The following is a 14,472-nucleotide window of genomic DNA, read 5'->3' as shown; positions in this document are numbered from 1 at the left end:
TCGGACACTGATTTCCCGTGACCTCATGACGGATACTTTTTATGAAAAAAATAACTTCTGATATGACAGAACTACAATCAATGAATATCACTGAAGATAATATCAGCAAACTTAACTCTTTGTTTCCTGAAGCATTTAATGAAAACGGTATTGATTTTGACGTTTTAAGACAGCTCTTGGGTGAAAATGTAGACGACAAAGAAGAGCGCTATGGCCTGAACTGGCATGGTAAACGTCAGGCGCGTCAGCTTGCTCTCACGCCTTCTCGTGGCACCTTACGCCCATGTAAAGATGAAAGCGTTGATTGGCATAACACCAAAAACCTCATGATCGAAGGTGATAACCTTGAAGTGTTAAAGCTTCTTCAAAAAAGTTATGCCGGAAAAGTTAAGCTTATTTATATTGATCCGCCTTACAATACCGGTAAAGATTTTGTCTATCCTGATAACTTCCAAGATAATATGAAAAATTATCTTGAAATTACTGGACAGACAGAAGATGGAGCACGTTTAAGCACAAATACAGAAACCAGTGGACGTTACCATACTGATTGGTTAAATATGATTTACCCACGTTTAAAACTTGCAAGAAACTTGTTGAAAGAAGATGGGGTTATTTTCATTTCCATTGATGATGCTGAAGTTGATAATTTAAAAAAAGTTTGCTCGGAAATCTTTGGTGAAGAGAACTTTGTTGCTAATATTGTATGGCAAAAAAAATACTCACCTCAAAATGATGCAACATATTTTAGTGATATGCATGATCATATTTTAGTATATGCAAAGCAACGGAAGGCCTCAAAAAATGATGCAAATGGTTGGAACATAGATTTTCTACCAAGATCAGACGAACAAAATGCAGCATATAAAAACCCCGACAATGACCCTCGTGGAGTTTGGAAGTCTGTAGATTTATCAGTCAAAACTTATTCCAAGGCTAATGATTACTCAATTACCACACCATCAGGACGTATTGTAACTCCTCCCGCCAGTAGATGCTGGCAGGTTTCTGAAAAACGTTTTGCAGAATTGTGTAAAGAAAATAAAATCTGGTTTGGAGAAAATGGTAATAATGTTCCATCAATCAAAAGATTCCTGACTGAGGTCCAAGATGGTGTTGTTCCTACAACATGGTGGTCATATAAAGAATGTGGCCATAATCAAGAGGCCAAGCAGGAACTAAAAAAACTCATGGAGGGAGAATCTGTATTCTTTGACACGCCTAAACCATTGAGATTATTAGATAGAATATTACACTTAGCAACAACCAATGATAAAAATTGTATTATCCTAGATTTTTTCGCTGGGTCAGGTACCACGGCTCACGCAACTTTGAATAAAAATATTGCTGACAGTGGTTCACGCCGATATATTGCTGTGCAATTACCTGAAAAAATAGATGATGAAAAATACCATACAATATCAGAACTAACCAAAGAGCGCCTCCGCCGCGCGGGTAAAAAGGTTCGTGAAGACAATCCAGAGTGGAAAGGTGACGTTGGTTTTCGTGTTTTTAAACTCGATACATCTAACATCCGTCCGTGGGAAGCGACTGCTGAAAGTTTGTCAGAACAGATTGATGCCTATGTAAGCCCAATCCTTGAAGGCCGTAGTGAAGAAGATTTACTCACAGAGTTAATGCTAAAACGTGGCATCGACCTGAGTGTAAACATTGAAACCCGTCAGTTTGATGGATTAACCGTTTCTTGCGTTGACGGTGGCAAATTGTTTACCTGCTTTGCTAAACAAATCCCTGCATCTTCAGTAGAAGAACTGACCAAGGGGATCATCGACTGGCATAAGAGTTTAAAAGTTGGGAAAGATACGGTCTGCTATTTCCTTGATGATGCGTTTGAAAATAACGTCGCTAAAACAAATCTTTGCGCCATTCTGGAACAACACGGCCTGACTAACCTGCACAGCCTGTAAGGGAATGAGATGAAACTACATTTTGAATCTGACCTTACCTATCAGCAAAACGCCATAACTTCGGTCTGTGATTTGTTTGTGGGACAGGAGAAGTGGGAGAGCGAAATGACTGTGCTGGCCCCAGCTCAGGGTGCACTCTCATTTGAAGGCGCAACAGGTTCAATGCCTGTAAACCCACAGATACCCGAAGATGATGTTCTGCTGAAAAACTTAAACAGTATTCAGTTGAAAAATCAGCTTCCTCCTTCACCTGTGCTTGACAGTCACGATTTTACTGTTGAAATGGAAACAGGGACAGGTAAAACGTATGTTTATCTTCGCACCATGCTGGAGCTGAACAAACGATATGGCATGAGTAAATTTATCATTGTGGTTCCTTCCGTTGCCATTAAGGAAGGCGTTTATAAAACACTACAAATCACTGAAGAACATTTCAAAAGCCTTTATGCGGGAGTTCCATACGAATACTACCTGTATGACTCGTCTAAACCTGCGGATGTGCGAAATTTTGCAACCAGCTCTGTTATGCAGATCATGGTAATGACGGTAGGCGCGATTAACAAAAAAGACGTTAATAAGCTCTATCAGTCCAGTGAAAAAACAACCGTTGACGATCTGGATAAGCCAATTGATCTGATACGTGCTACACGTCCAATTATTATTGTCGATGAACCGCAAAGTGTTGATGGTGGCTTAAATGGTGCGGGTAAAACCGCACTTGATGCTATGCACCCAATGTTCACCTTACGCTATTCAGCGACACATGTGCATAAACATCATATGGTGTATCGCCTCGATGCCATTGATGCTTACAATCAGAAACTGGTCAAACAAATTGAAGTTGCCGGGCTTGAAGTCCAGAATGCAAGCAATAGCCCCTATGTAAAACTGGTCAGTATTAACAGTAAGAAGAATAGCATTAGCGCGACTGTTATTGTTGATATAGCCGATAAAAAAGGGGGCGTGAATCGTTCTGAGATTACCGTGTATGACGGTACGGCACTTGATGACGAAACGGGGCGTGATATTTATCAGGGATACAGGATAAGTGAGATCCGCACGGGCAAAGAAGGCTATCTGACACTGGAGACGCCTTCTAATACCTACTATATGCAAGTGGGTGATGTCGTGGGTGATATTGACCCGATGCTCATCCAGCGTCATATGATTAGGCGTACAATTCGTGAACATCTTGATAAAGAACTTCGCCTGAATTCCCAGCAAATCAAGGTTCTCACCCTGTTCTTCATTGATAAGGTTGATTTCTATCGCCAGACTAATGAAGAAGGACTTCGTGAACCGGGTGAATATGCTCGTATCTTTGAAGAAGAATATCTAAAAGCGATCAAAAGCCCCGCATATAAAGATTTGCTCCCTTCTCATCCAGAACATGCTAAAGACGTTCATGATGGTTATTTCTCCATTGATAAAAAAGGTGGATGGGCTGAAACAACCGAAAGCAATAATGCAGGCCGCGAAAATGCGGAACGCGGTTATAACCTCATCATGAAAAATAAAGAGAAGCTTTTGAGTTTCTCGAATCCGGTGAGGTTTATTTTTTCACACTCTGCTTTGAAAGAAGGCTGGGATAACCCCAATGTATTCCAGATCTGTAGCCTTCGAGAGATGGGAAGTGAACGAGAACGTCGTCAAACATTAGGCCGTGGTCTTCGCCTGTGCGTTAACCAAGAAGGTGAACGTGTTCGTGATGACAGCATTAACATTCTGACTGTCGTTGCCAGTGAAAATTACGAAGCCTACGCTGAACGATTACAGTCTGAAATTGAGAGCGAAACGGGTATCCGTTTTGGTATTATCGAAAAAGATGCGTTTGCCCATCTGATATTCTCTGATTCCTCACAAGCTGTGGGTATTGCCGATTCACATGAGATTTGGGCTGAACTACAGACCGAAGGTTATCTTGAAAAATCGGGAAAAATCACTAAAACCCTGAAAGAAACTCTTCTCAATGGCACTTTTGCTGTTAGCGAAAGGTTCATTCCTCTTCAGGAGCAAATTGAATCTATTCTGCGTAAATCAGCAGGACGACTCAATATAAATAATGCTGATGAGCGTAAAGTAATCAAATACCGGAAAGAGGTCTTAAACAGCCCGGAATTTGAAGCGTTATGGCAGCGCATTTGTCAAAAAACACTTTACCGTCTGGCATTTGATGAAGATGAATTAATCAAATCCTGTACAAAATCACTTTCTGAAATACAGCCTGTAGCAAAAGCAATGGTCAGTTTCAGCAAAGCAACAATCAAACAAAGTCAATCTGGACTTGATGTCAAAGCTCAGTCTAATGGGACAACAAGCGCTGTTATAGATGTTGCAGAGCAGCCACTGCCAGATATTCTTGGTGTTCTACAGGAAAAAACCGGACTGACAAGACGCAGTTTAAGCACCATCCTGAAAGAGAGTGGAAGACTCGCTGATTTTGCTAAAAATCCACAGCAGTTTATCAGTGAAGCTATAGGCCGAATCAACTACTGCAAACGCCTGTCAATTGTCGATGGTATTAAATATTATCCACTAAACGGAGATGTGTATGCGCAAAGTCTTTTTATGGATAAAGAATTAACAGGATATGCCCGTAATCTGTTTGAAACCTCGTCTAAGTCAGTTTACGAATACGTTCCTAAAGATTCTGAAGTCGAAGGCCGTTTCGCTCAGGAACTCGAAGAACAGAATGAAGTTAAGCTTTATGTGAAGCTGCCGGGATGGTTTAAAATCCCGACACCATTAGGGACTTACAATCCTGACTGGGCTTTGGTTATTGAAGACAAAGGTGAAGACCATATTTACTTTGTTGTTGAGACAAAAAGTAAACTCATTGGTCTTGGTAATGAAGAATATGCTAAAATAACTTGCGGAACTGCTCATTTTGACGCACTCAAGACACAAAACAAAAGTCCAGCGAGATATATGAGAGCAATTAACATTAATGAAGTTATGAGTACTATTTGATTTATAAAATTAAAAGGGCCATAAGGCCCTTTATATCAACGCATCGATAATTAACAATAAAAAAACATTCTTATATTTATGTTTAATTCTTATGGTTTGCAGTATTACCTTTAACCCACATCCCATTTGCTAACACTTCCCCATGCCCATATTTCCCTGAATCCACAGGAGCATTTTTGATTTTAATTTTTGATATAACAGGCTTATCCGATTGAGGGAAAGCATATTTTGGTTCACTGGCATTGGACATAGCTGAAAAACCTAACACAACTAACAATACTAATATTTTTTTGTTCATAACTCTCTCCTGTTATATTAAATTAAGTTCTCCTGAAATGTAAAACATAAAAATGTAATAAAATCGGGATATATTAACTATATAATTACATCCCGATGAATATCAAATTTATTTTTTGATTGTATTAAAGAAGTCATCTACATTGGTATAATATTCTATCTTTAACCACTGTCGTGCCACCGCCATGACTTCCTCCACCTGATTGCTCAGTAGATGTAGTATAAAATAATTCATAAGCTGTTGTTCCAGATGGACATGAACAAGCATTAGTGTCAGGATTCTTAACCAAGCAAGAGCCTTGATTTTTTGTAAAAAAACCTGCTGTACCTGATGTCTTAACCCATTTACCACCGACACATGACAACAACAATCCCGTTGAATCCGTGCCCTGTAAACCATTTGGTGAACAGTTTGCTCCTACATTTGCTTTCCCATTAATATATAGGAACTCCCCTGCATTCAGTCTGCCATCAGCATCAATATTACCATTGGAATGAATATAGTTAGAGTTAAGATTACCCGAGGCCCAGACATACTGAGCATTAACCTGATGCCCGACATTAACATCATTGGAAGCGTATATATTACCGCTGCTGTTCATATAGGCATTAACAGCACCACCTGAACCAGCACCAACCGTACCAGCAGCATAGACATCATTGGTTCTTAGACCACCACTCCAGCCTGAAGGCAAATCATTAGGATCAAGACCATTAGTGGCAAGGCGTTGCTGTATCTTTGCATTTTTATAAACATTTAAAACAGTGGTATAATCTACAGCATTTGGGGAAAAAATACTCAGAGGTTTAGTTCCATTACTTAATCTTATCTCATAATCATTTCCAGCAGCATCACCACCAAGCGCAATAGTGTCTCCATATCCATTATGAGCAACCACCTGCCCTGCGGCTGTGACCGTGCCACCTGATGTGATATTCCCACCGAAGCTACCGGTACCGGACGCAGTAATATTTTTTGCATTATTAATATTATTGCCTCCCATATTTAAATCACCTGTCATGGGGAGAGTTCCATCACGGCGTAAATATATAGAATATAATGCACTATTAAAACCCGTTCTGAATCCAAGTAAACCACTACCCGTAATATTACTGAAATTAGAAGAAGACTCCTGCCATTGCCCCTGCATCCCGGAAATAACTGTTGCACTTTGAGTCATACCACTATCCACTCCAGCAGTCTGCATTGCTTTCCCAAGGAGATCGTAGCGTGTTTTCCCACCCTCTTTCCATGCCGTAGTAGCTATAACCAAACCATTAATAACATAGTTAGGAGTCGTTCCGCTACGTTTTAGTAAGATTTTATATGATGACTTGTAAATATTAAGACCACTATAAGAAACAGGCAGAAGTCCTTCATTTATTAGTGTCTGGTAGGTTATTTCGCACTCTGACGCATTACACGTTCTTGGCCCCGGATCATTACTCTGACTACTACTCGATGTTAACGTAGAAAGTTTATCATAGCGTAAGTTAATGTATCCATTAACAGCTTCACCAATTTGTCTGATCTGTTCTCCGGCTGTTTTTGCCGTAAAGTCCTCTTGCGATGCCTTCATATCCTGAAACTTCAACAAGGCCATTGCACTACCAATACCTAATGCCAATATAAGTTCCAACAGAGAAAACCCTTTTTTTACATTAATCATATTCATTTTTTCACCTTAATTTATTGCTCTTAAATATTACAATTATCAAAATGATTAAATAAATCAAGATATCAAAGCAGCAAAAACATGAAACAAATTTAATAATAGATAGACGGATTACCAGAGGATACATTATCTTTTTATTGCATACAAAAACAGAAAAACTAAAGATGGCACTAACCATCTTTAATCATATGAAAGGTTATAGAGGTAAATCATAACCATATTGCAAGGTGGAACACTATGGCTATGATGCTACTTTTATAAAGAAGTAAATATCAACGTATTACTATTTCCACCACTTTGGCACTGCGTTGCGGTTTTAGCAACATCTAATACTTCACCTGCGGCTTTAACATTACCTGCTGTTCCTACACCTGCTGTATAGAAATTCCCTGCGGCTGCAGTGATAATCTTGGTACATTCTGCTGCTGGCACATTTGAATAGGTTATTGTAAATGAGGAGCCTGTTGCTGCGGAAGGCCCTGTATTTGCCGATGCCACGACAACATTTCCTTTGAATGCATTGATAGGTGTTGCAGAAGAACCTGAACCACTTAGCATATTATCTGGGAATATTTTCGCCTGAACCGCAACAGTATTTGTCAATCCGGTAAAACTGGATGCTGATGTATAGAGTGCTTTTACACCAGCTTGTATTGTTGCTATGTTATTACTTTCAGCCTGTGCACGTTGTGAAGCCTGAACTTTAGGATATACAATAAAAGCAGCAACAACTAATGCTGCGATGATCCCAAGAACTAACAATAATTCTAAGAGAGAAAAACCTTTCCTGCTTTTTTGATTTTTAATTAATACTGTTTTTTTCATTTCCTTTATATCTCCTGTTGGTAATCGTAAGGTTATAAAAGAAATAGTTGATGTAAGATAAAAAACAAGACACTAAAATAGTTTTAGTTCAGTTTTACTGATGAACGGCTTACCTTTAAAGTGCCAGAAATACAATCCTGTTATTCTGACCTCCACTATTACAGGTGGATGTCATTAGCGTTATGTCGGTTCCAGCCCCATTTTGTTTAACCATTGTTCCATAATTCTTACCCGCTGATTCACCACTGCCATTTATACCCTTTTGGTTTGAAACATAGATATTATAGAAGGAACTTTCAACAGCAGATATTAGCTTTATACAAACACTATCAGGCACATCTGAATAACTTATTGTAAATGATGATGCTGCCAGTCCTGATGGACTGACATCATTAGCGTCAACGACGACATAGCCGCCCCATGATGATATTCCCCATGTAATATTTTTGGAAAGCATATCATCCGGGAAAAATTGTGCTGGTATAGCTACAGCAGTTGTTGCCAGCCCGCTGTAGTCAGGTTGCCCGGCATACACATTCCTTACAGAGGCATAAATCTGTCCAATATGTTTAGCTTCGATATCAACATATCTTGCATCTCTTACCTTCGGATACCAGATAAATGAGGCGACTATTAGTGCTGCAACAATCCCAAGAACCAACAAAAGCTCTAACAGGGAAAATCCTTTTTGACTTTTCCTATATTTAACTAATACTGACTCTCTCATTTGCTTTATAACTCCTGTATTTAACTGACAAGAGATAAAGTAATCCATAAATAATATGGATCAAGTTCAGGTAAAAATTTACATCATTATCATTTATAAGTCTTTATAAAAAAATAAAAGGGCTGGAGATTATCCAACCCTTTTATTGGAAGCAAGCTTCCTGACTTTATTAAAAACCACCAATACAGAATTACAAGATTGAATATGGAGTTATTCACCTGTATTAATGGCATCACTTTATGAGTGATGAATAATATATATAATTTTATTATTTAAAAGTCAATGCCAAAGTTAATTTAAAATGAGAATTTTATATATCACCACGATCTTTTTTTGTAATCCATTGTAATCGGGCAAATGCCTTGTTTTTCGAAGAGCTTATGTCCTTATTTTTCTTATTCCATCCGAAATTTTTAAACCCTTGTATAATTTCACATATCATAGCACTACACCTCTTATTCATTCTATAATGATGATGTACATACATCACTGAATGATAAACAGTCAAATTAATATGCAGCAATATATATAGGTGTTAGATATGAATAATTAAATCTGCCTGCCCTTCATTTCAAGAAGAAATGCACGCCCTTTCTTTTTATATTTAATCACTTCTTCATCATTAAGATCGCCAATGTCCAAAAGAAAACCAAGAACCAATTCTTTGTCCACATCAAACACATTACTATCAACTGCTTTTGCAACTTCAGCACCAAGAATGATCTTCTGACGTGTTTCAATCTGTTTGGCTTCAACCTTTGATTTGTGTTGCAATCGATTAAGACGTAGTTGTGCACTGGCAATTTTTTGCTGTAATGATTTTTTTGTTTTCTTTTTTTTATCCTCTGTATCCATGTAATCACTTTATCCTGTTTTCAATTGCTTTGATTAAAGACTCTAGAAAACCATAATCTGAAAACCCGTAAATGTGATCCACTTCATTAATAATAATTGCCATCAATACAGGAATACAAATTTTATCAAATCCATAATCTTTAAATAGTCTTGCAACTCGACTCTCAAAACCAGCACATGAGTTCATCAACTCTTGTTCACCATACTTAAAATGCCAGTCATGATAGGAAAAATCCATTTTATGATACTTATATATTGTCTGCTCTTTTATATCTTCAATATCTAAATTTAAGAGACCTTTAGCCTCATATACTTCGTAACCAAAAGTCGGAATATTGTGTGATTCATGAAAACCATTGTGACTTAACACACGTAAAACAAAGCTTGTTGAGTCATATATTAGATCAGCATATTCCTCAATTATCATAAACAAAAATGGCAGGTATTGCTGATCTACAGCATATGTTTCAATAATGTGATAAACCTCTGTTTCAAAGTTATCTATTATCGATTGGTAATCGGTATGAAAATAGTTGACACTTTGATTATTCAGTAAATCCACTGCTAATTTCCCCCTTAGAATTTCTATTTTTATGTTAAATTTTTCAACGCAATATTTGGTGCGTTTATACCATATGCAGGCCCTTTCATAATCATTGCTGTTAAATACATTCATTAAACACTCCTTTTTATTATTTAATATGAAGTGTTACTTATTATAGTTCTTGCTATTTGTCAAAATAGGGAAGAAATCAATAATACATCACCTTCCAGTAGAAATTTAGGACTCTATTTTTTACAAAGACTCAAAAAAAATAATGTTTACACAAAAGTGCAACAGCCTATACATGTAATTATGCAACACATACGCGAGCGTTCACTAACATAAAATATCCAATACTCTCCCCGTTACTTATTTTTGCATTTTAATGAAAATGTTTTAACCGAACATTTTAACGTTCCAATTTCATCTCCCAACCTGTAGAAAAAATTTCACATAACAACATTTTTATTTTATGTTTTTTAGTCTGATCTTAGTTTTCCCGCCTTACGGCGGGAAGTATTGACACTCCTTTTGTCCTTCGGACACTATCTAAAAGCCGAAAAAGCAGACATTAGCGTTATACCTCAGCCATTCGTCCTGTTTTAAGGCTGTTATTAGTAAGTTTTTACCCTGTTCGTTTTACAGACTTTCTGTTTAGCGGTATTAATTAATAAGAGAGAAACGTTATACATCGTCGTTATTTTTGAGCCATTTATGGCAAATAAAAATAAAGCAATGCCCACTTACGCATTATCGCTTCGCTCTAATGCCGTGGGGTCTACCGACGGTTGCCTGCCGCAGGCTAAAACCGTTTCCTTCGGAAACAAAATCAAGGTCAACGTCAACCCCAGCGTTTTCCTTACGTAAAACGAAAAGCAGCTAGTCAGAATTAGAGGTATCAGTGGATGGCGATATACAGTTTTAAAATGGAGAACATCAGCAGAGGCGAAGGCAAATCTTCGGTTGCCTCCGCTGCCTATCGTCATCGTAAAGTTTTCACTGATAATCGTACTGGTGATATTCATGGTCGTAAAACAGCGCATAAAAAGGACCTTGCCTTTGCGCAGATTTTTGCCCCTGAAAATACACCACCAGATCTGATAGTAGATAGTGAAACACTCTGGAACGCTGTTGAAGCATCAGAGAAGAGGAAGGATGCCCGTCTCGCCAAAGAGTTTAAAATTGCCCTGCCCGCTGAGCTAACACCAGAACAAAGCATTGAACTCACCGCTGCTTTTGTTCTTGAACACTTCACCAAGAAGGGAATCATTGTCGATGTTGTTATCCACGATATCAGTGGTCATAACCCCCATATCCATATCATGGGAACAACCCGTGAGGTTCATTCTACCGGCTTTGGTAAAAAGGTCCGTGAGTGGGATAAGCCTGAAACGCTTGATGGCTGGCGTAAAGGCTGGCAGGACTTCTGTAACGAATTCCTTGAGAAATATGAGCATGAGGTTCGTGTTGACCACCGTTCCATCAGGGTTCAGCATCAAGAAGCACTTGAACAGGCAGTAGTGGCTGTTAACAATGAAGACAAAGCTATCTGGCTTGCCAAAGCTGAAGAAACAAACCGTGACCCAATGAGGCATATCCCTCGTAGTCGCTGGAACACTCAGGCCGCTCAACAACAGCGTGCTGCAGAACAGGCTGTTCGTGATGACAGGAAGAAAGAAGCCAAAAAGACGTATTCCCTGTTTAAAGATCTGCCACTGGATATTGTGGTTGATGTCAGGAGCTTTACTGTATCTGTTCTCCCTGAGCCGGAGGAGATCGTATTGGCTGATGTTCTCGCCAGTACAGCAGATAACAGAAAAAACATACCTGCTCTGACGATTCCAGTTTCACAAAGAAGGCCAACGGCTAAGTCTTATCGTAACCCTGATAAGGTTAGTCAGGTTGACCGACAATCAAAACCATCACTGGTGATCCCGGCTTCACCCCGCACTAAACTGAAAACCCCTACCTCTTCAACAGCGGGCGCAGTTAAACGTGCGCCTGTTAAAAGCAAGAGGAAGCAAGTTAAACCTCGTCAGAGTGGCGTGTTTAAGCGTTTCACAGTCTATATCATCGATTTCTTTAAAGAGAAATTTGTCTGGGCCAAGAAGAAGCCAGCCCCTGTTTCAGTTGATGCGGAACACGATAAGCGTATAGCTGAAAACTATGTGTTCGATGAAGTTCAAGGCATCTACGTCCCACGCGCTGAGTATGAAAAATGTGCCAGATTTAACAGCGATGACTACAAGCCTACCAAGGAGGAGAGCCGACGTTTCCCAAGTCGTCCAGAGAAGGGTAAAACTGATGCTGATAACAGTGTGACTTTTACGCCATCAATGCCACCAGAATGTACTGGAAAGAGCCATGTCCCAAAATTGAGGCCACCGGGGTATCGTCATAATCGTGATTATGAGTGATAAATAAATAATCATCTCTATGATATTTGAGTACTTTACGGTACACTTTTTAAGTAAATCGGTGGTAGGTTTTTCTTCTCAGTAAAGAAGCTAAACACTTAGCTAGAATGGATACTTATGCGAAATATAAATTCAATCATGTTGAGACTTGCCAAGAGAGCAGAGAAATTACAACCAGACCATCTTATCAAGTCTTTTGTTGATGTTGGACCCACATACACCCTGTTGTCTAGCAACGATAATCAAATAATGTTTGGTCGCAGAGGAACTGGGAAAACACATTTTTTGGCTGTTCTTTGTAATAATGTTCAACAAAAAGGCATTATTTGTGTCCCTATTGATATGAGGATGATTGGTTCTTCTGGAGGGATTTTTTCTGACTCCAATATATTATTAAGTGAAAGAGCGACCAGATTACTTTCTGATACGCTATGTAAAATTCATGAAGTTATATTGGATTATATTTTTGAGAAAGAGATAGATAATGCAACTGAAATAGCACTGTTATTGAATGATTTTGTTGAGAAAGCAACATCATTAAGTATTGAAGGGATTACAGAAGAAGAAAAGAGTTCATCAAATCAAAACTTGATGAATTCAACGTTAACCGCAGGATTAACCAACAAAAGCATATCTGCTAATTTTTCACTTTCAGATGGAACATCATCAAATAATACAGATCGCTTAAAAGTATCAGGAAAAAAAACATTAAGAATTCACTTTGGAGAAATGACAAAATTACTCAGCAATATTATTGCCAAATTACCTGAGAAGGAACTATGGGTTTTAATTGATGAATGGTCTGAAGTTCCACTGGATCTCCAACCTTACCTTGCAGAGCTTCTGCGCCGGATTTTGTACCCTATTTCAGGTATTACGGTAAAAATAGCTGCAATTGCACACCGTTGTAACTTTATGATAAATGAGCACGGCACAGGTGTTCGTATAGGAATTGAACTCGGTTCCGATGCTTCATCCGTTATTAATTTAGATGAATACATGGTATTTGATAATGATCGCGATGCCGCAAAAAAATTCTTCAAAACACTTCTTCATAGACATGCTCAGGCAATAGATAAAAATTCCATATGTGACGCTGAAACAAATTTATTTATAAATGATTTATTTACTCAACCATCAGCATTTGATGAGTATGTTCGTGCTGTTGAAGGTGTTCCACGCGATGCTATAAATATTATTTCTCTTGCCGCTCAATCGGCGCTGGAAAATAAAATATCGATAGTTCATATCCGTAAGTCAGCACAGAAATGGTTTCAAGTTAACAAACATGCTGCTCTTAACAGCAAACCAGAAGCTGTTATATTACTTGATAAAATAATCAATGAAGTTATTGGACATAGAAAGTCTCGTGGTTTTTTAATAAGTAATGAAAATAATCACCCACTAATTGATTATCTTTATGACATGAGGGTTATTCACGTTTTAAAACAAGGTGTCTCTGCTCGCAACACCATAGGGAAAAAGTACACACTCTACACTCTTGATTACGGTTGTTATGTAGAATTGATGTCATCAAGTTCTGCCCCGTTGGGGCTAATTATCGAATCCGATGAAAATAACAAGCTAAAATACATAGAGATACCAAAATCAGATTACAGGTCAGTTAAAAATTCAATTTTAGATTTTGAACAGGACAACTCTCAATTAAGATTGAATCTGGTTGTATCCACTGATCATCTTCAACTACCCATTAACGCTGGCAAAAAAATAAATGTAGAGAAACCTATTGACAATAAAATATTAAACTTAATGCCCAAAAACATTGGTATTTTAAAAATAGAAGGGACAATATATATTCCCATTATCATGGTAGCCTTGGTATTAAGGAAAGCCAGAGGATTTGAGAAAAGTCATGCTGTAGAGCTAACAAAAATAATTAATGAATACATTACTATCGATATAAACAGGCCTAAGATTTCTACTACTAACATGTCTAGAGAGCTTAGGAAAGACAATATATTAGACCTCCCGTGGTTAGAATTTTATGAGAATGGCAGGAGTCCTCAATTTTCTTTGCGAGACAACTGGAAAAAGTATTGGAAGATATATTTTGAAAAAACCGTCCCTGTATTTTAAAAATGATATCGGTGACATTTTTCGTGGTAAAAGCCCACAAATTTAGTGACTACATTGTAATCAGGGTCCCATTCTCATAACTCTTATCGCCGCTACACATACAGGAAACCATACCTTGATAGATCAAAGGTATGGT

Annotated in this window: 10 protein-coding genes; 4 read left to right on the top strand and 6 right to left on the bottom strand. The window is 38.2% G+C overall.

The annotated features are described in order from the left end of the window. The first annotated feature begins 41 nt into the window (after positions 1–41). A complete protein-coding gene (locus tag CWM57_RS09790; RefSeq protein ID WP_100675341.1) occupies positions 42–1,928 on the top strand; it encodes a site-specific DNA-methyltransferase in 1,887 nt (628 codons plus the stop codon). Between the two features lie 9 nt (positions 1,929–1,937). Next, complete coding sequence (locus CWM57_RS09785) at positions 1,938–4,898, top strand: type III restriction-modification system endonuclease (protein WP_100675342.1); 2,961 nt, start codon at positions 1,938–1,940, stop codon at positions 4,896–4,898. Positions 4,899–4,980: 82 nt separating this feature from the next. On the opposite strand, the gene CWM57_RS09780 is transcribed toward CWM57_RS09785, so the two are convergent. The 6 genes from CWM57_RS09780 to CWM57_RS09755 form a co-directional block, all read right to left on the bottom strand. Further along, positions 4,981–5,196, bottom strand: a complete 216-nt coding sequence (locus tag CWM57_RS09780; protein ID WP_100675343.1) for a hypothetical protein — start codon at positions 5,194–5,196, stop codon at positions 4,981–4,983. Positions 5,197–5,329: 133 nt separating this feature from the next. After that, the gene (pilV, locus tag CWM57_RS09775; protein ID WP_100675344.1) at positions 5,330–6,871 is read right to left on the bottom strand and encodes a shufflon system plasmid conjugative transfer pilus tip adhesin PilV; all 1,542 of its coding nucleotides are present in this window, start codon (positions 6,869–6,871) and stop codon (positions 5,330–5,332) included. 255 nt (positions 6,872–7,126) lie between these two features. Continuing rightward, on the bottom strand, positions 7,127–7,696 hold the full coding sequence (locus CWM57_RS09770; RefSeq protein ID WP_087848987.1) for a type 4 pilus major pilin: 570 nt from the start codon (positions 7,694–7,696) through the stop codon (positions 7,127–7,129). Positions 7,697–7,811: 115 nt separating this feature from the next. After that, the gene (locus tag CWM57_RS09765) at positions 7,812–8,423 is read right to left on the bottom strand and encodes a type 4 pilus major pilin (RefSeq protein ID WP_165784176.1); all 612 of its coding nucleotides are present in this window, start codon (positions 8,421–8,423) and stop codon (positions 7,812–7,814) included. Between the two features lie 549 nt (positions 8,424–8,972). Beyond that, positions 8,973–9,278 carry a conjugal transfer protein TraD gene (locus CWM57_RS09760; protein ID WP_004860249.1) on the bottom strand — a complete coding sequence of 102 codons (306 nt, stop codon included), beginning with the start codon at positions 9,276–9,278 and terminating at the stop codon, positions 8,973–8,975. 4 nt (positions 9,279–9,282) lie between these two features. After that, positions 9,283–9,954: a hypothetical protein gene (locus CWM57_RS09755; RefSeq protein WP_100675346.1), complete on the bottom strand. Its 672-nt coding sequence runs from the start codon at positions 9,952–9,954 to the stop codon at positions 9,283–9,285. Positions 9,955–10,727: 773 nt separating this feature from the next. Between CWM57_RS09755 and mobQ the strand changes: the two genes are divergently transcribed. Both mobQ and CWM57_RS09745 read left to right on the top strand, forming a co-directional pair. After that, positions 10,728–12,239, top strand: a complete 1,512-nt coding sequence (gene mobQ / locus CWM57_RS09750; protein WP_100675347.1) for a MobQ family relaxase — start codon at positions 10,728–10,730, stop codon at positions 12,237–12,239. 117 nt (positions 12,240–12,356) lie between these two features. After that, positions 12,357–14,336 carry a hypothetical protein gene (locus CWM57_RS09745; protein ID WP_133122258.1) on the top strand — a complete coding sequence of 660 codons (1,980 nt, stop codon included), beginning with the start codon at positions 12,357–12,359 and terminating at the stop codon, positions 14,334–14,336. The last annotated feature ends 136 nt before the right edge of the window (positions 14,337–14,472 follow it).

It is taken from the genome of Klebsiella sp. G-Nf4 (assembly GCF_002810615.1).
Lineage (GTDB): Bacteria > Pseudomonadota > Gammaproteobacteria > Enterobacterales > Enterobacteriaceae > Klebsiella > Klebsiella variicola.
Note: the sequence above shows the minus strand (reverse complement) of the source record. Positions and strands in the feature narration are given on the sequence as shown.

Excerpts from the sequence above, each read along its gene's own strand:
- CWM57_RS09790 (WP_100675341.1), top strand. The coding sequence starts at position 42 with ATGAAAAAAATAACTTCTGATATGACAGAACTACAATCAATGAATATC.
- CWM57_RS09785 (WP_100675342.1), top strand. The coding sequence starts at position 1,938 with ATGAAACTACATTTTGAATCTGACCTTACCTATCAGCAAAACGCCATA.
- CWM57_RS09780 (WP_100675343.1), bottom strand. The coding sequence starts at position 5,196 with ATGAACAAAAAAATATTAGTATTGTTAGTTGTGTTAGGTTTTTCAGCT.
- pilV (WP_100675344.1), bottom strand. The coding sequence starts at position 6,871 with ATGAATATGATTAATGTAAAAAAAGGGTTTTCTCTGTTGGAACTTATA.
- CWM57_RS09770 (WP_087848987.1), bottom strand. The coding sequence starts at position 7,696 with ATGAAAAAAACAGTATTAATTAAAAATCAAAAAAGCAGGAAAGGTTTT.
- CWM57_RS09765 (WP_165784176.1), bottom strand. The coding sequence starts at position 8,423 with ATGAGAGAGTCAGTATTAGTTAAATATAGGAAAAGTCAAAAAGGATTT.
- CWM57_RS09760 (WP_004860249.1), bottom strand. The coding sequence starts at position 9,278 with ATGGATACAGAGGATAAAAAAAAGAAAACAAAAAAATCATTACAGCAA.
- CWM57_RS09755 (WP_100675346.1), bottom strand. The coding sequence starts at position 9,954 with ATGAATGTATTTAACAGCAATGATTATGAAAGGGCCTGCATATGGTAT.
- mobQ (WP_100675347.1), top strand. The coding sequence starts at position 10,728 with ATGGCGATATACAGTTTTAAAATGGAGAACATCAGCAGAGGCGAAGGC.
- CWM57_RS09745 (WP_133122258.1), top strand. The coding sequence starts at position 12,357 with ATGCGAAATATAAATTCAATCATGTTGAGACTTGCCAAGAGAGCAGAG.